Here is a 16,687-nt window from a genome sequence, read left to right as displayed (position 1 = left end):
CATCGCGGGGCCGCCGGGTTTTCGTTGCCCCCTGGTGGGTGGCCTGGGGGCGCTTGGAGAAGGACGTCTATCAGTATGGGTTACTTGAGACCTTTGTGGTTACCGCTTCATGGAGATCACTTCGCCGAGCATGGAATCCACGGTGGTGATCATTTTGGTGTTGGCCTGGAATCCGCGTTGGGTGGTGATCATGCTGACGAATTGGGAGGCCATGTCCACGTTGGACATCTCCAGTTGGTTGCCGTCGATGGTGCCCTTGCCGGATCTGCCCGCCTGGCCGGTCAGGGCCGGGCCGGAATCCAGCGTTTCGGAGAACAGGTTGCCGCCCTCGCGGCGCAGGCCGTGCTGGTTGGTGAAGGTGGCCAGGGTCACTGCGTAGAGTTCCAGCACCTGCCCGTTGGAATAGTGGCCGGAGATGATGCCCTCGCGGGAGACCGAGATGTTCTGCAGAATACCTGCGGAGTAGCCGTTTTGGCTTTGGAACAGGGTGGAGAAGCCGCCCCTCTCCACGCTTTGGGTGGCCATGGCCGAGATGGCGGGATCCTTGAAGTTGGCCAGGTAGTTGGTGTTGCTGATGTTGTTGCCGACCATGGCTGCCGTGGTGGGGATGGTGCCCAGGCCGCCGGCCCAGCCGATGGTCCCGGGCCCGCCGTTGCTCGACAGGTTTTTGTTGGAGATGCCAAAGTCGATCTGGAGGGGCGTTGCGTTGACGGATTCGGCCGTGCTGGCGTTGGACTTCCCCAGGAAGTTGGCCGTGCAGACCGGGAGGCCGCTGGTGGAGAAGTCCGCCAGGTCCCAGTTGTTCAGGTCCTTGACGTTGCCGTTGCCGTTGGACTTGAGCGTGTAGGCGCTCATGCCCGCCAGGCGGCCGGTGCTGAAGGTCAGGGTGCCGATCATGAGCACGCCCGCGGCCGATGTCTTGCCGTCGCCTATGGTAGACGGTATGCCGTTGGCGCCGGACAGCATGCGATGGTCGTCGTTGGGGTCGCAGGTGACCATGAACTCCCACACCGTGTCGCCGCCCGCGTTGCTCAAGGCCACCTTGTCGAAGTACACGGTCAGGTTGTGGGCCGTGCCTATTTCGTCATAGACCTTGAGCGTGGTCGAGTAGCCGTACCGGGTGGATTCCAACGGGGTTTCGTCCTCGCCGTGCCAGTTCTTGAACATGGCGAAGTAGGGATTGGTCGAATCGGTCGACTTATCCGAGGCCGAGGGGTCCAGGTTGCTGATGATGGTCACGCTGGAGGTCGCTTTGGGATCGGATTGGAAGTTCTCCATGCGGATGTCGGTCGGCGTTCCGATTATCCGCGCGGAACTGGTCGTCGGCTCGGAATTCGAGGTACTTTTGGTCACGGATGTGGAATTGTGCTCCACCTGCCATCCCTGGAGGATGTAGCCGTGGGGATCGACCAGGTAGCCGTCGTTGTTGAACCGGAAATTGCCCGCCCGAGTGTAGTACTTCATCTCCTCGCCCGGGGGGGAAACCATGAAGAGGCCCTCGCCGGAGATGGCCATGTCGGTGGCCGCGGTGGACGCTTCGAACGCGCCCTGGCCCCAGTCCGAATAGACGGAGGAGACGCGCACGCCGCGTCCGACCTGGCCCACGCCGTGGACGGTAGAGAAATTCGAGCTGGCGAGGTCCTCGAATTGCATCATGGCGCCCTTGAATCCCGTGGTGTTCACGTTGGCCAGGTTGTTGCCGATGACCGTCATGCGTTCCGAGTGTACCGTCAGGCCGGAAATGCCCGAATACAGTGATGCTCCTAAACCCATAATAACCTCCTAATCTCTTCTCCAAGAGCGCCGGACCGCCTTCGGCCCGGCGTGAAATGATCGTTCGTCGTCTAGGCGTCGCCTTTGTTGTCGCCGTCGCCCGTGTCGTCGTCCTTGCCGTCGTCATTGCCCGTGTCGTCACCCTTGTCGTCATCCGTTTTCGTCGGGGACGCGCTGGGATCGACGACTTCCTTGACGTTGAGCATATTGACGTATCGGCCATCCTCCAGGCGCAGGAACTGGGTGCCGTTTTCGGTGACCACGCCATCCACCTTGCCGGCGATTTCCGTCTGGACCATGACGTAGCCGCCATCCATGTCCTGGCCGATGATGCCCACGCCGTATTGGCCGTCGGGCAGCAGCACGTTGTTCTCGTTCTTGCCGTCCCAGGTGTACTGGTAGGTGCCGGCTTCCTTGCTGCCGAGCTCCACGGTGCGGACGATGGCTCCTTCGGAATCGTAGATGTTCATCATGATGCTGGTGACGCTCTCGCCGAAGCCGTAGTAGATGGTCGAGGCGTTGCCTTCGTTCAGGCTGACCTTGTAGCCCTCGGCCTTGATCTCCTTGCCGATGAAGCTGACCGCCGTGAGGATGTCGTTCTGGGACATGGTCTCGTTCAGCGTGGAGATTCCCTTGTTTATGCTGGTCAATTGCTCAAGGCTTGAGAATTGGGCCAACTGGGAGGTCATGTCGGTGTCCTCCATGGGATTGAGGGGATCTTGGTGCGTGAGCTGAGCCACCAGGATGTTCAGGAAGGCATCCTGGTCCAGGCTGGTCTTATGTTCTTTCGGCGAGTTCGAAGCGGCAAGTCGGTCCTCTTGCTGCCCCAGATAGACGCCTGTTGTATCTACGTAACCCATGATGGACCTCGCTTATGCGATAAGGTGCAAACCCTGATCGGAAGTAATTACCCGTTCACCGACGGATTGCACGTCCTGGGCCATGCCGTTCATTCCTTGGGACCGCATGCTCCGCATGTGGTTGCGCATGGCGACCATGGCCTCCCGTTCCCGGGACAGATTGTGCTCGCTTTCGCTGAACCAATTGTTGGAATTCTGGTTGTCGGCGAGCCCTGCCTGGACGTCGAGCTTGTCAACTTTCAGGCCTTGTGATTCTAAAGAATTCTTAATGATGTGAAGGTTTTCCGTGATGATCTTGTGGGCATCGGAGTTCTCGGTGCGGATGGTCGCGCTGACTTCCTTGCCGTGGACCGAGAGGACGATGGACAACTTGCCCAAGTTCTCGGGAGTGAGTTGCAGGGTAAGCTGCTTGGCCCCGTTGCGCAGGGTCTTGAGCATGGCCTGATCCACCTGCTTGAGGACCTTGGGGGCGGAAACTTTTTCCCACGCCTTGGCCTTGGCGCCGCCAGCGACGGTCGTCTGCTGGGAGAGGACGGTCTTGGTTTCGCCCGTCTTCGCCTCGGCGGAGACCTTGGCGGCGGTGTCGCTCCGGCCGGTCCCGTCCTCGCGCACCCGGTCAACGAAATTGTTCCACTTGCGGTCGTGCTCGGCGTCGGGGTCCAGGTCACGGTCGTCGGCCTGGTCCCGGCTTGATTCCTCGGGCGAGATCGCCGCCTTGTCGGCGACGGATTGCCGGGCCTGGCGCTGGACCGCGTTGTCGGACGGGGCGTCCTTGCGGTCGCGGAAGGCCTGGGCCAGCTCCTCGCGGACTGCGGCGTCGGACGGGTCCTCGGCCACGCGCGGCTTGAGGTCCACGGCTTCCTCCACCTGGAGGGCGGCCGAACTCGCCTTTTGCGTGTCGCCCATGGCCGAGGCAAACGCCTTGCCCACGGCCTTGACCAGCTTCTGGTCCTTCTTGTCCAGGCCCGCCAGCTCCTGGTTGATCTTCGTGAAGGCCTGCTTCATATCCTTGGGCAGGGCGTTGGAGGCGAAGAGTCCCTGGACCTGGGTGACGAATTCCTTGGACAACCCCATGGAGGAGATGAAAGCCTCGACCTCGTCCTTGGTGAACAAGATCCGCTGGTCCTCGGGCATGGCGTCGATCTTGGCCTGCACCTGTTGGAGAACCTTGTCCGTCCGTCCGTCCTGCAACTGCTTGATGAGCTTGCCGGACTCCGTTTCATTGAAGCCGAGCTTGGAGAAAAAGCTCGCCAGGGAGGCCTTCTGTTCGTCGTTCATCTCGGCCTTGCGGTTCTCGGCCACCTTCTTGGCGATGGTGGAGACGAACTGGCCCCAGGTCATGCCTTCCTCGGATTCGACCTGCTTCTCGATGGCCGCAATCTCTTCGTCGGACATGCCGTATTTCTTGAGGTCGTCCCGGACCGCGTCCAGGTCTTCGCTGGTCATGCGGCTCTCAAGGTTCTTTTCCTCGGCCTTTTCTTCGGCTTTGCGGGTCTTGGTCCCGGCCGCGCTGGAGGTCTTCTTTTCGTCGTCCTCCTTGTCGATGCCGGGGGCGGAGTTGAGCATCTTTTCCTTGTGCGCCACCGGGGCCATGGACAGTTCTTCCTCGACCATATCGGTGTGTTCGTTGAACAGCTCGGCGAACAGGGCGCTCTTGTCACCCTCGGCGTCGGCGCGAGCGGTCTGGACCGCGCTCTTGCCCGAAGTGGCCAGCTTGACCAACTGAACGGCTTTCGAAGCTGTTTCGATGGGGATGCCGGGAATATTTTGCATGCTTTTCTCCTCCGACACGTCTTCAATCAAAAGGCGTGCCAAGAGGAAAAAGGCGTTATATCGCGCGATTGACGTCGTTTACGAAGGGGAAGAAATGACCACTTTGGCGGTGTCGCGGCCGTATTCGCTAGGCGCAGACTCCGGCCAGCCGTTCCAGGAGCGCCAGGGCGTGGGTCCAGGCCTTGCGGGAATAGTCCCCGTTTTCCAGGTACATGTGTACGAACCCGGTGAACGGCCGGGCCATGGCCGGGCTGTCGGCCCAAAACGACGGGGCCAGGGCGGTCCCGACTCGCAGGCCATGCGTGAACCTCCGGCCCATTTCGGGGATGTGCGCGAGCAGGTTTTCTGCCTCTTCGGGCGCGTCCCGGAGGAGGTCGGCCCACGCCCCGGCGGCCCGGTCGTCTTCCCAAAGGCCGAAGAGCGCACCGAACAGGCGCTGCCAGAACCGGGAGGCGAGGCGTTCGGCGTCGGGCGGGGCCTGGTCGAGCCGTTGCAGATGATATAGGCCGAGGGCCGACCGGCCGGTCGTGAACAGGGACAGGCCCGGCAGGTCCATGCGGGCCAAAAGGGCGCTGTCGCTGGATCGGACCAGCCGCTTGGCCAGTCCGGCCACTCGGCTTGGCCGAAACGGCTCGTGGCAGGACAGGGCGTCCCGGGTACATTGCCAACATCCCTTGGCGCAGGGCAGATCGGCGCGGAGCACGTAATGGCCGGGCTGGAGCGGGCCGGTCTCCCACGGGTTGACGTTGCCCATGGACAGGTTCAGGCACTTGAGCCCGGTCCAGGCGGCCAGGTGCATGGGGCCGGTGTCCGGGGTGATGAACAATCCGAGCGTCTGGCCCACGGCCCCGAATTCGTCCAGGGCCAGGGTGCCGCACAGGTTCAGGGCGGGCCCTTTGGCCAGCCGGATCACCTCGGCCCCGAGTGTCTTTTCCGCCGGGCCGCCGAAGAGTACGGTGCGCAGGCCGCGTTCGTGGAGTTCGTCCACCAGGGCGGCCCAGAATCCGGCGGATGGGCGCTTGGCCGCGTCGCTGGCCCCGAGAAACAGCCCGACCTTGTTGGAACCGGGCAGGGTGCGCGGCCCGGAGAATCCCGTGGCGGCGATGTCCGTGAAGGGCACGGCGTCCAGCCCGTTCAGCTCGCCCCAATGGAAACGGTTGTACAGGTTGTTGCGCACCAGGGAGGTTCGGTAGAGTTGCCAGTCTCCGAGTACGTGCCGGGCGCCGTCCGGGGTCCGGACCGGCCCGAGTTTGGTTTCGGCCCGAACCTTGCCCGCCAGCACGGCGGCCTTTTCCTGGATGGACAGGTTCAGAACCAGCTCGTAGTCGAGCGTTTCCAGGTGGCCGACTCCGGACCACGGGAAATAGGTGGCCGGAGGGGAGAGCCGCATGAGCGGTTCGTAAAAGGCTTGTTCCGCGGCCACGTAGATGGGGTGCCCGGGATGACGGCGGGCCAGCCAGAGCATCAGCGGGTAGGAGAGGATCAGATCTCCCATGCGCTGCATCTGCAATATGAGGATGGGTTTGTTCGCCATGGCCTATCCGAAGGTGGCGCGCATAGTCTCCATGATGGAGCGCATGCGGTGGTCGTAGGTGTGCTCGGCCAGAACCCGTTTGCGCGCGGCTTCGGCCACCTTCTTCCGGGCCGCCGGGTCGTTCAGGTAGCGTTCGGCCAGAGCGGGGATTTCCTCGGGGGTCGCGTAGCAGACGATCTCGGAGCCGGGCTCGAACAGGTCTTCGATGCGGTGGCGGCGGTCCGTGAGCAGGAAGCCGCCGCAACAGGGCACGTCGAAGACGCGTTGGTTGACTGCGCCGGTCATCTGGCGGCTGGTGCAGTTGAAGTTGATGTCGCTTGCCGGGTAGAAATCGGGCAGATCGTCGTAATAGGAAAGTTCCGGATGGTAGCGCCAGCCGGTGTGGGCGGAGAAAAATTCCTGCCAGCCGGTATCGCCGACGATGAGGGGCCGAAGCGGCAGGATGCGCGAGACGCACTCCAGCCGGTAGAGCAAGGTGGCCTGCCAGGTGACGAAAGTCTCGAAGGCCAATTCCCGCTCGGGATCGTTGAACGCCTTGTATGCGGCCCGGACCTCGGGGAAGTGTTCGGTCATGAATGGTCCGGCCAGGGGCGCGTCGGCCGAGGCGAAGGCCTTGGCCACTTCCATGCCCGCCCGGAACAGGGCCTCCGACGGGTTGGCCGCCTGGGCGCGCATCAGGGTCTTGGTCAGCATGGAGTTGCCCACGAAGGAGATGGGTGCGCGCCAGGCCGCCACGGGCTCGGTCCGGCGGGGTTTGAGCCGGGAGGGGTCCGCGCCCAGCGGCAGGTGGAAGACATGGCCGAAGCCCATCTCCCGTAGCGGCCCCACGGTGTCGAGGTCCCAGGTGAACAGGGCGGCGCGGGGCTCCAAAAGATGCTTGTAGACCCCGAGGATGAGGTGCGGGTTGTCCACGAACCAGGAAGCCAGGGGCAGGTTGTAGCGGTTGAGCAGTTCGGCGAGAATACCTTCACGGTCCACGCCCAGGTGATTGACCGTGAGCACGAAGTCCGGCCGGAACGTCTCGAAGGCTTCGGTCATGGCGGCCACGAACTGGTCGAGGTCCATTTCCCTGGTGCCGAAGTCCAGGAGCAGGTGATCCACGCCGAGCCGTTTGCAGGCGGCCTCAAGCTCGCCGATGAGGAAATATTGGCTGGTGAGCAGGAGGATGCGCGGGGTTGCGCCCCGGAATTTGGGCCAAGTGGTCGGGGATTCTTGCATGCTTCCCTTTTCTATCGGCCGGGTGCGCTTTTGTCTACAGGGCCTGGTCGCGGCAGGTGTCGTGCTTGGCGCGGTACATGGCCTGGTCCGCGCGATGGGTCATGGACTCCAGGGTATCGCCCGTCCGGAACCGGGCCAGACCGTGGCTGAAGGTCACCTTGATGCCGCGCTTTTCCTCCGCCAGGGCGTTGGCCACGCGGCGGGCCAGGGCTTCCGCCTCTTCCCTGCCGCCGTCCAGGAGGATGAGAAATTCGTCCCCGCCCCAACGGGCCAGGATATCCGTGGGCCGGATGATTCGCCGGGTGGTGGCGGCCACTTCCTTGAGCACGTTGTCCCCGGTCAGGTGCCCGTACCGGTCGTTGATGACCTTGAATTTGTCCAGATCGAGGATGACCACCGAGAAGGGCGATCCGTAGCGGGCGGCCTTGTAAGCGAATTGCTCGAAGGCCTCGTCCAGGGCGCGGCGGTTGGCCGTTCCGGTCAGCGGGTCGGTCTTGGCCAGTTTTTCCAGGCGGCTCTGGTAGTGATTGATGGTGAGGGTGCAGAGGACGATGATCAGGATGGAGGCCAGCAGGCCGACGATCACGGTGCGTATCAGGTTGTCGCGGGCCGAGGCCAGGGCCGATGATTCGCTCTGCTCCACGACCAGGAACCATTTCAGCTCCGGGATGTACCGGGTGGACAGGAGATAGTGCTCGCCGTCCCAGTCGTACTGGAAGCTGCGCGCTTCGTCACGGGGCACGAGGATGGCCTCGGCCACGTCGCGGATGCCGCCGGCCTTGGTGATGTAGTAGCGTTCGATGCGGGACTTGTCGCGATGGACCTGGACCAACCCGTCCTGGTCCACCAGATAGACCTCGCGGTGATAGTCCCGGCGGGCTTTTTCCAGCAGGCCGGTGACCCGGTCGATGTTCACTCCCACCCCGGCCACGCCCAGGAGCCGCCCGTTGTCGTCTTCCACGCGGAAGTTGACGAAAATGGTCAACTGCCCGTTCTCGGCCTGGTTGGTGTCCACGTCCAGGGCGAACTCCACATCCTTGCGCACGAAGGCGAAATACCACACGTCGTGGGGGTCGCGGGCCCCGATCTTCTTGAGGATGCCATTTTGGCAATAGTAGTTGTCGCTCTTGGCCGAGACGAAGAACGTGGTCAGGAAACCGTATTTGTCCCGCAGGTCCGCGAGGTACCGGGTGATGGCCCCGAGGTCCGTTTCACCGGACTTGATCCAGTTCTTGAGGAAGGCGTCGTTGGCCATGGAGGTGGAGGCCAGGATGGGCCGGAGCATGTCCGCCTGCACTTCGGAGTAGATGTTCCTGCCGGTCAGGGGCAGGGCGGAGTGGAGCAGTTCGGCCCGGACCGAGGCCCGGGTGAAGGCGTAGTTGACCAGGCTGGTGGCCAGGAAGGCCACGAGCAGGATCAGGGTCAGGGCGGTGATGAGTTTGGTCTTGGCGGACATGGTGGGGAATGTAGGCGAGGGATTGCCCGGAGGCAAGCCGATTACAGTTCGTCGGAATCCAGGATGATGGTCACCGGGCCCCAATTGGTGAAATCCAGGTGCATCTCGGCTCCGAAACGGCCCGTGGCGAATCCGCCGGGTGCGAGCTTGCGGGCGTCCTCAACGAACCGCTCGTACAGGGCTTCGGCGATGTACGGGTGGCAGGCGTTGGTGAACGAGGGGCGGCGTCCCTTGCGGCAATCCGCGTAGAGGGTGAACTGGGAAACGAGCATCAGGTCGCCCCGGATGTCCGAGAGCGATCGGTTGAGCTTGGCCGCGTCGTCCGGGAAGATGCGCAGGTTGAACAGCTTGTCGAGCATCTTTCGCCAGACCGGGGTTTCGGGGAGGTCCGGCTGATCCGCGCCGCCGAAGCCCAGAAGTACGAGCAGGCCGGTACCGATCTCGCCGACCGTCGCGTCCCGAACCAGGACGCGCGCGTCGGACACCCGTTGAATGACCAGGCGCATGGGCTAGCCCCCTTCGCCCGGGGTGTGCGGGGCGGACTGCTCCACGCCGGGCGGACGGCAGAAATCCTCCTGGGCGCAGCCCCGGTACAGGGTGCCGAAGACGAAGAAACAGACGAAGGCCAGGAAGGCGATGCCGCTCAGGATGCGCCTGGGGTTGGTCCGGGAATCCTTGGGAATGAGCAGGGATGTCATGATCTTCCCGTAGGACATGCCGTTGATGGTCCCGCGCTTCTCGTTGGGGTCCTCCATTACTCTTCCCAATAGGTGGCCCTGGACGAACTGTTCTCCGAAACCGAGACCTCCACCAGGGAGACGTTCCCGGGCATGTTCGCTTTGAGGTTCCGGTAGATGAACATGGCCAGGTTTTCGGAGGAGGGATTGATTTCGGTGAAGCACTCGACCTCGTTCAGGTGCTTGTGATCGAGCTTGTCCAGCACGGTCCGGGTCAGTCGCTTCAGTTCCTTGAAGTCCACCAGGTACTGGACCTTGGGGTCCAGGGTATCCCCCTCGACGGCCACCTCGACACCGAAGTTGTGGCCGTGCATGTTCTCGCATTTGCCGCCGTAGTTGCGCAGTTGGTGCGAGGCCGAGAACTCCTGGGTAATGGTCAATTTCCATTTGCCGGGCATTATCTGGACTCCTTGTATTCGTGCGGCCGGAGATCGCTTCCCTGGAAGGCTTCGGCCGGGTACTTTCTCTCGTTGATTTCGCATTTTTCGTGGGCCGCCGCAACCAGGTCGATGCCCATCTCGTCGGCCAGCCTGACCAGATAGATGAGTACGTCGGCCATTTCCTCGGCCACGGCCTGTTTGCGGTCGCCCGAGACAGCGCGGCTCTCCTCCGGGGTCAGCCACTGGAACAGTTCGACCAGCTCCCCGACCTCGCCGGTCAGGGCCATGACCAGGTTCTTGGGCGTCTGGTGCTTCTGCCAGTTGCGGTCCGCGACGAATTGGCGGTGGCGTTCGTTCAGTTCGGCAAGTGAGTCCATGCGTTTTCTCGTTTTCGGGCGCGGGTCGGCCCGTTATTTGCGTTTCTCCAGCAGCTCCTCGCGCAATTTGCGGGCGAGTTCCTTGCGGGCCGGGGCCAGTCCTTCGCGGTAGCCCTTGGCGTCACCGTATTCGAAGAAGGTCCGGTAGTGGCCGTGCACGGATTTCACCGGACGGGCGTGGCGCACGGGGCACCAGTACTGCTCCGTGCGCGCGGCGACCTCGCGGACGTAGGCGATGACGCCGTTGAAGTAGCCGCAGTACATGCAGTTCATTTTTTCGAGCCAATTCAGGTAGCCCAGGTTCTGGCGGTCGATGATCACGTAGTCGCGCCGCCGGGCGAAGGGAATACCGTAGATGGGGAAGCAGAGGAACTGGTAGATGGTGACCACCACATCCAGGATCAAGCAGGGGATGAGCGCTCCCCAGATGATCGGCACGGTCAGGATGATCAGCGGCCCGGAGTCGTAGACGTAGTCCAGCCACTTTTTCAGAAAGACGCGCTGCCGGGCCTTGACCTCGCGGCTGAAGCGGACTTTGCGTTGCTTGATCGTGTATTCGATGCCTTCACGTTTGGTGCGGAGTTCCTGTTCCAGTTCGGTTTGGAGTTCCTCGATCTTCTGCAGCAGTTCGTTGATTCGTGTCATGCGTCCTTCCGGGAATTGCTGGGTTGGATGTGGGCGTGGGGCAGGGCGGGGAACGGGACGGAGCGCCCGTGTCCGGCCGCGTTTTCGCGGCGTCGCCCCGGGAATCGTTATTCGGGCATGGTGGGCGAGCGCGGCCCGGTTTGTCAACCAACAAAAACGGCCCCGCCGGGAGCGGGGCCGCAAAGGACGGGACAGGGCGGCCGGGCCGCTCAGGCGGGCTGGGCCTCGGTCTCGGCTCGGTAGGCCTTGGCGTCGCCGTTTTGCCAGGCTTCGACCTCCTTCCAGAAGTCGCGGCCGGGGAAGACCTTCCAGCCGTTGCCCAGCCGCATGTTGATGACGGCCTCGGGGGTGATGATGCCCAGGTTCACGCCGGTGGTGCCGGGGTAACGCTTGAGGATCGCCTTCAGCGCGTTGAGGTGGGCGTCCACCGCGCGCTTTTCGCCGATCCACAGGGACACGGGCTGGTCCGAGCCCTGGACCGCGTCGGCCAGGAACTGGACCTTGTCCGCCAGGATCTTGGCGGATTTGGGCGCGCCCTCGGGACCGGGCTGGTCGTCGCGCTGGTCGATCTTGCCCTGGATCAGCAGGGGGCGGTCCGCGTCGAGCAGCTCGCGCGCCTCGGCGTAGACGTTGGGCAGCATGGTGACTTCGCCGTAGGTGGTCAGGTCCTCGGCGTTGCAGAACGCCATGGGATCGCCCTTGCGGGTGATGAACTGTTTGAAGTCCGGGATGATCACGGCCACGCGGACCTCGGTGCCGTTGGGAATGGTCTTGCATTCCTCCAGGGTCACGGTGCGCAGCCGCTGCATGTCGTGGCGGTAGGCCAGCAGCGGATGGCCGGACAGGAAGAAGCCGAGGACCTCTTTTTCCAGCGAAAGCTTTTCGCGGTCTTCGAACTCCTCGCACAGGGAGCAGGTGGGCGTGTGGGGCGCGTCCTTTTTCTCGCCGCCGCCGAGCATGTCGAGCATGTTGAGCATGCCCGATTCCTTCTCCTTGGCCTTTTTCTGGCCGAGCGCCACGGCCTTGTCCAGATCTTCGAGCAGGGCGGCTCGGGAACAGGAGAAGCAGTCCAGCGCGCCCGCCTTGATGAGCGATTCCAGGACCCGTTTGGTCACCCGCCGCAGGTTCACCCGCTCGCAGAAGTCGAAGATGCTGGAGAACGGGCCGTTTGCGGCGCGCTCGACCACGATCTCGTTGATGGCTTCCTCGCCCACGTTTTTGATGGCCGCCATGGCGAAGAGAATCTCCCCGTCCTTGACCGAAAAGCGCGCCTGGCCCGCGTTGATGTCCGGCTGGCGGACGGTGATCTCCATGTCGCGGCAGGCGTTGACGTACATGATGATCTTGTCGGTGTTGTTCATTTCCGTGGACATCAGGGCGGCCATGAATTCCACCGGGAAATGGGCCTTGAGGTAGGCGGTGTGATAGGAGATGAGCGCGTAGGCGGCCGAGTGGGACTTGTTGAAGCCGTAGGCCGCGAATTTCTCCATGGTGTCGAAGATGTCGTTGGCCACGGCGTCGTCGATATTGTTCTCGCGCGACCCCTCCAGGAACCGGGACCGCTGCTTGGCCATCTCCTCGGCGATCTTCTTGCCCATGGCCCGGCGCAGCAGGTCGCCTTCGCCCAGCGAGTAGTTGGCGATGACCATGGCCGTGGCCATGACCTGTTCCTGGTAGACCATGACCCCGTAAGTGGGCTTCAGGGTCTCCTCCAGGGACGGGTGCGGGTAGGTGACTTCGATTTCGCCGTGCTTGCGCATGATGAACTCGTCGACCATGGACACGCCGTGGGAGCCGATCATGCCCAGGGGGCCCGGCCGGTACAGGGCGAGCATGGCCACGATGTCCTCGAAGCAGTCCGGGCCGAGCATGCGCAGGTACTTGCGCATGCCCGACGACTCCACCTGGAAGATGCCGTCCGTGTCGCCCTTGGCGAAGATGGCGAAGGTGTCCGGGTCGTCGAGGTGCAGGGTCTCCAGGTTCGGGGCTTGCTTGCCCTGCTCCCGGATGATGTCCAGGCAGTCCTCGATGACCGTCATGGTGCGCAGTCCCAGGAAGTCGAACTTGATCAGGCCGACCTTTTCGACCTTCTTCATGTCGAACTGGGTCACGATTTCACCCTTCTTCCCTTTGTAGAGGGGAAGGTATTCGATCATGGGCTTGTTCGAGATGACCACGCCCGCCGCATGGGTCGAGGCGTGTCGGCACAGGCCTTCGAGGCGCGTTGAAATGTCGATGAGCTTGGCGACCTTGGGGTCGGTGGCGACCATGTCGTCCAGCTCGGTCACGGCCTTGACGGCGTTGGGAACGGTGATCTTGGCCTTTTCCACGCCGAGCAGCTTGGCCATGACCGCCGGGTCGTCCGGGATGAGCTTGGCGATGCGGTCGGTCTCGCCGAAGGTCATGCCCAGGGCCCGGCCGACGTCCTTGATGACCGCCTTGGTCTTCATGGTCCCGAAGGTGGTGATCTGGGCCACCCGGTCCACGCCGTACTTTTCGGCGCAATACTTGACCACCTCCAGCCGGCGGCGCTCGCAGAAGTCCACGTCGATATCGGGCATGGACACGCGCTCCACGTTAAGGAAGCGTTCGAACAGCAGATCGTAGGGCAGCGGGTCGAGGTTGGTGATCTTGAGCGACCAGGCCACGATGGAACCGGCGGCCGAGCCTCGGCCCGGCCCCACCGGGATGCGGTTGTCCTTGGCCCAGTTGATGAAGTCCTGGACGATGAGGAAGTAAGCCGGGAAGCCCATCTCCTTGATGACCCCCAGTTCGTAGTCCAGCCGCTTCCAGTACTTCTCCTCGTCCACCTCGTAGGTGATGGTGTTCAGGCGGCGCCGGAGGCCCTCGCGGCACAGGCGGTCGAACTCCTCGTTCATGGACACGCCTTCGGGCAGTTCGTATTCCGGGAAGTAATAGTTGCCCAGCTCGATCTCGAGATTGCACATCTCCGCGATGCGCTGGGTGTTGGCGATGGCCTCGGGCACGTGGGCGAACGCCTTCTCCATTTCCTCCGGGGTCTTGAAATACAGCTCCCTGGTCTCCATGCGGAACCGTTTTTCCGCGTCCACCGTCGTCTGGGTCTGGATGCACAACAGGGTGTCGTGGGCCTCGTAGTCTTCGGCGGTCAGGTAGTGGCAGTCGTTGGTGGCCACCAGGGGCAGGCCGGTCTCCTCGGCGCACTTGATGAGCAGTTCGTTGAGCCGTGTCTGCTTGGCGATGCCGTTGTCCTGAAGCTCCAGGTAGAAGTTGCCCGGAAAGATGGATTCGTAGGTTCGGGCCATGGCCGCGCCCGCTTCGAGCCCTTCGTTCATGAGCGCGCGGGGCACTTCGCCCGCCAGGCAGGCGGACAGGGCGACGAGCCCGTCGGCGTGTTGCTTCAGCAGGTTCTTGCACACACGCGGCTTGTAGTAGAAACCGTTCAGGTAGCCTTCGGAGACGATCTTGATCAGGTTCTTGTAGCCGCGTTGGTTCTTGGCCAGCAGGATCAGGTGGTAACCGCCGCCATGGTCCTTCTTGTGGTGCGCGTCCACCTCGTCCACGTCGCCGGGAGCCACATACACCTCGCAGCCGATGATCGGCTTGATGCCCAGCTCCTTGGCGGCCATGTAGAAGACCACGGCCCCGAACATGCATCCGTGGTCGGTGATGGCCACCGCGGGCATGCCCAGGTCTTTGGTCCGTGTCAGCAGATCGCCGATGCGGATGGCGCCGTCCAGCAGGCTATATTCGGTATGAACGTGAAGATGAACGAATTCGGCCACTTGATTAAACTCCTTGTGCTGAGTTTTCGATGATAGCGTAAAGCGGGGGGGACTTCCACCTGGAAAAGGAGGCCGAGATACGGTTGACATTATCCTGCGAAAACGGTCCATTGCAGTGACGAACCCTGACCCGGAGCCGTTGTGGAATCATTGACCGACATCTCCGCCTACCTGTGGGGCCGATTGCCCCTCATCCTGCTCTTCGTGTGCGGGTATTTCGTGTACCAGCTCATGGCGGCCACGCGCATCACCGACGGGTTCGTGGCCTGGGCGCTCCGGCGCAGCAAGGGGCGCCCCCGGCGGGTCCTGTTCTACATCATCGCCGCCGCGGCCGTGCTCTCGTCCTTCATCCCCAATACCATCACCGTCCTGACCCTGGTCCCGGTGCTGAAGAAGCTGGACCGCGACTTCGCCGACCGGGGCGTGCGCGGCATGACCACGGTGCTCATGTGTTCGGCCATCTACGGCGCGGCCATCGGCGGCATGGGTTCCATGATCGGTTCGCCCGCCAACGCCGTGCTCTTCGCGGCCCTGGATCTGTTTCAGGTGGCCGGGCGCGACCATCTGACCTTCTTCAACTGGTTCCTGTGGTCCGTGCCCCTGGTGGCCGCATTCGTGCTGGCGGCATGGCTCGTGGCCGCGGGGCTGGGGCTGCCCCGGGCGGCGCGCGGCGTGACGCTCGACCTGTCCGGCCCGATCCGGGCCGGGGCGGACGCCCGCCAACGCTACGGGGCGCTCCTGTTCTGGTTGTATATGGGATATTTCGTGGCGGAAGCCGTGGCCCGGGAGAACGTGCCGGGGTTCGCGGCGATCTCGCCCGTGGTCAGCCTGGGCTTTGCCGCGCTTTTCCTCTGGCTGCTCTTCGTGCGCCGCGCCCCGGACGGGGGCGGGCGGTCCGGGCCGTTGCTGAAGGCGGGCGGTCTGCTCAAATCCGTGCCGCGCCGGGGACTGGCTTTCATCCTGGTTCTGGCGGTGCTGGTGGCGGTGGTCCACTGGACCGGCCTGGATCAGGCAACCGTGGTCCTGGCGGGCAGGCTGCTCAAGGGCGAGATGGACCCGCGCCTGCTCTTCCTGTTGACCATCCTGGCGGTCATCTTCCTGACGGAGGTCTTGTCCAATACCGCCGTGGTGGCCGCCTTCTTCACCATCGCCTACTACGCGGCCAAGGGACACGGCATGGACCCGCTGCCGCTGATGATCGCGGTGGGCGTGGCCTCCACCTGCGCCTTCATGACCCCCATCGCCACCACTTCCAACGCCCTGGCGTTCGGCGAGATGAAAGGCGCGTCCCTCCGGGGCATGCTCGGCCTGGGGCTCGCGCTCAACATCCTGGGCACGCTGCTCATGACCGGTTGGCTTTCCTGGGTGCTGCCCCGCCTCTACTAGTGGGGCTGGCAACGGACGTTTAAGGCGAGGAGGGGAGGGCTCATCGGGACTCACCTATATATAATGAAAGGGACCACCCGGGCAGTCGTTAAACCACTCAAAAAAATAGTGTGATATTTCGACGTTTTAGTTTTTAATGCGCATTTTTTTGAAAAAAGCCCTTGACCCTCGTGAGGGTTTACCCTAGAACTCCTCTTCGCCGCTGGGGAACACCCCGAGGGAGTCACCCGGCAGCTTGTTCTTTCTCAGAAATATCGAACGGTTAACACCATTCAAATCAACCGGAAAAAAGTTGAAAAAAGGTGTTGACGAGGCGAAGCGAAACACTTAGCTTGCCCCTCCTGCCTCCGGGCAGGGTCCGCATCGGACTCAACGGAAAAAGTTGAAAAAAGATGTTGACTTGGGGAACACGAAAGCATAGCTTGCCCCTCCTGCCTCCGGGCAGGGTCCGCATCGGACTCAACGGAAAAAGTTGAAAAAAGATGTTGACTTGGGGAACACGAAAGCATAGCTTGCCCCTCCTGCCTCCGGGCAGGGTCCGCATCGGACTCAACGGAAAAAGTTGAAAAAAGATGTTGACTTGGGGAACACGAAAGCATAGCTTGCCCCTCCTGCCTCCGGGCAGGGTCCGCACCGGGATCGACGAAAAAAAAGTTGAAAAAGGTGTTGACGGGAACAAGCCAAGAGCATAGCTTCCCACTTCCTGCCTGACGGCGGGACGTTCTTTGAGAAACAAGACGTATATGGTCTTTGACAATTAAATAGCGAGTTGAGCAACAAAGAT

General features: G+C 62.7%; 13 protein-coding genes. 1 reads left to right on the top strand and 12 read right to left on the bottom strand.

Annotated features, from left to right (window positions below; all coding sequences use genetic code 11):
• Window positions 1-99: 99 nt before the first annotated feature.
• The 12 genes from J0909_RS03860 to dnaE form a co-directional block, all read right to left on the bottom strand.
• A complete protein-coding gene (locus tag J0909_RS03860) occupies window positions 100-1,773 on the bottom strand; it encodes a flagellar hook protein FlgE (RefSeq protein WP_207260635.1) in 1,674 nt (557 codons plus the stop codon).
• A gap of 71 nt (window positions 1,774-1,844) precedes the next feature.
• On the bottom strand, window positions 1,845-2,633 hold the full coding sequence (locus tag J0909_RS03855) for a flagellar hook assembly protein FlgD (RefSeq protein WP_207260632.1): 789 nt from the start codon (window positions 2,631-2,633) through the stop codon (window positions 1,845-1,847).
• Between the two features lie 12 nt (window positions 2,634-2,645).
• On the bottom strand, window positions 2,646-4,406 hold the full coding sequence (locus J0909_RS03850; RefSeq protein WP_207260629.1) for a flagellar hook-length control protein FliK: 1,761 nt from the start codon (window positions 4,404-4,406) through the stop codon (window positions 2,646-2,648).
• A 127-nt stretch (window positions 4,407-4,533) separates the two neighbouring features.
• Window positions 4,534-5,940 carry a glycosyltransferase family 9 protein gene (locus J0909_RS03845; protein ID WP_207260626.1) on the bottom strand — a complete coding sequence of 469 codons (1,407 nt, stop codon included), beginning with the start codon at window positions 5,938-5,940 and terminating at the stop codon, window positions 4,534-4,536.
• 3 nt (window positions 5,941-5,943) lie between these two features.
• Window positions 5,944-7,158 carry a CgeB family protein gene (locus J0909_RS03840; RefSeq protein WP_207260623.1) on the bottom strand — a complete coding sequence of 405 codons (1,215 nt, stop codon included), beginning with the start codon at window positions 7,156-7,158 and terminating at the stop codon, window positions 5,944-5,946.
• Window positions 7,159-7,192: 34 nt separating this feature from the next.
• Window positions 7,193-8,614, bottom strand: a complete 1,422-nt coding sequence (locus tag J0909_RS03835; protein ID WP_207260621.1) for a sensor domain-containing diguanylate cyclase — start codon at window positions 8,612-8,614, stop codon at window positions 7,193-7,195.
• A 41-nt stretch (window positions 8,615-8,655) separates the two neighbouring features.
• Complete coding sequence (gene dtd, locus J0909_RS03830; protein ID WP_207260618.1) at window positions 8,656-9,120, bottom strand: D-aminoacyl-tRNA deacylase; 465 nt, start codon at window positions 9,118-9,120, stop codon at window positions 8,656-8,658.
• Between the two features lie 3 nt (window positions 9,121-9,123).
• On the bottom strand, window positions 9,124-9,369 hold the full coding sequence (locus J0909_RS03825; protein ID WP_207260616.1) for a hypothetical protein: 246 nt from the start codon (window positions 9,367-9,369) through the stop codon (window positions 9,124-9,126).
• Window positions 9,369-9,749 (bottom strand): 6-carboxytetrahydropterin synthase QueD, encoded by a 381-nt coding sequence (gene queD / locus J0909_RS03820; protein WP_207260614.1) that lies wholly within the window; start codon window positions 9,747-9,749, stop codon window positions 9,369-9,371. The genes J0909_RS03825 and queD overlap by 1 nt, the downstream gene beginning before the upstream one ends.
• The gene (locus J0909_RS03815; protein ID WP_207260613.1) at window positions 9,749-10,108 is read right to left on the bottom strand and encodes a nucleotide pyrophosphohydrolase; all 360 of its coding nucleotides are present in this window, start codon (window positions 10,106-10,108) and stop codon (window positions 9,749-9,751) included. Before J0909_RS03815 ends, queD begins: the two co-directional genes overlap by 1 nt.
• 33 nt (window positions 10,109-10,141) lie before the next feature.
• Window positions 10,142-10,753, bottom strand: coding sequence for a hypothetical protein (locus tag J0909_RS03810; RefSeq protein ID WP_207260611.1), 612 nt, complete (start codon window positions 10,751-10,753; stop codon window positions 10,142-10,144).
• Window positions 10,754-10,962: 209 nt separating this feature from the next.
• The gene (gene dnaE, locus J0909_RS03805) at window positions 10,963-14,517 is read right to left on the bottom strand and encodes a DNA polymerase III subunit alpha (protein WP_207260609.1); all 3,555 of its coding nucleotides are present in this window, start codon (window positions 14,515-14,517) and stop codon (window positions 10,963-10,965) included.
• Window positions 14,518-14,658: 141 nt separating this feature from the next.
• On the opposite strand from dnaE, the gene J0909_RS03800 reads away from it, so the two are divergent.
• Window positions 14,659-15,903 carry an SLC13 family permease gene (locus tag J0909_RS03800; RefSeq protein ID WP_207260608.1) on the top strand — a complete coding sequence of 415 codons (1,245 nt, stop codon included), beginning with the start codon at window positions 14,659-14,661 and terminating at the stop codon, window positions 15,901-15,903.
• Window positions 15,904-16,687 lie beyond the last annotated feature (784 nt).

Source organism: Desulfovibrio sp. Huiquan2017 (genome assembly GCF_017351175.1).
GTDB lineage: Bacteria > Desulfobacterota > Desulfovibrionia > Desulfovibrionales > Desulfovibrionaceae > Pseudodesulfovibrio.
Note: the sequence above shows the minus strand (reverse complement) of the source record. Positions and strands in the feature narration are given on the sequence as shown.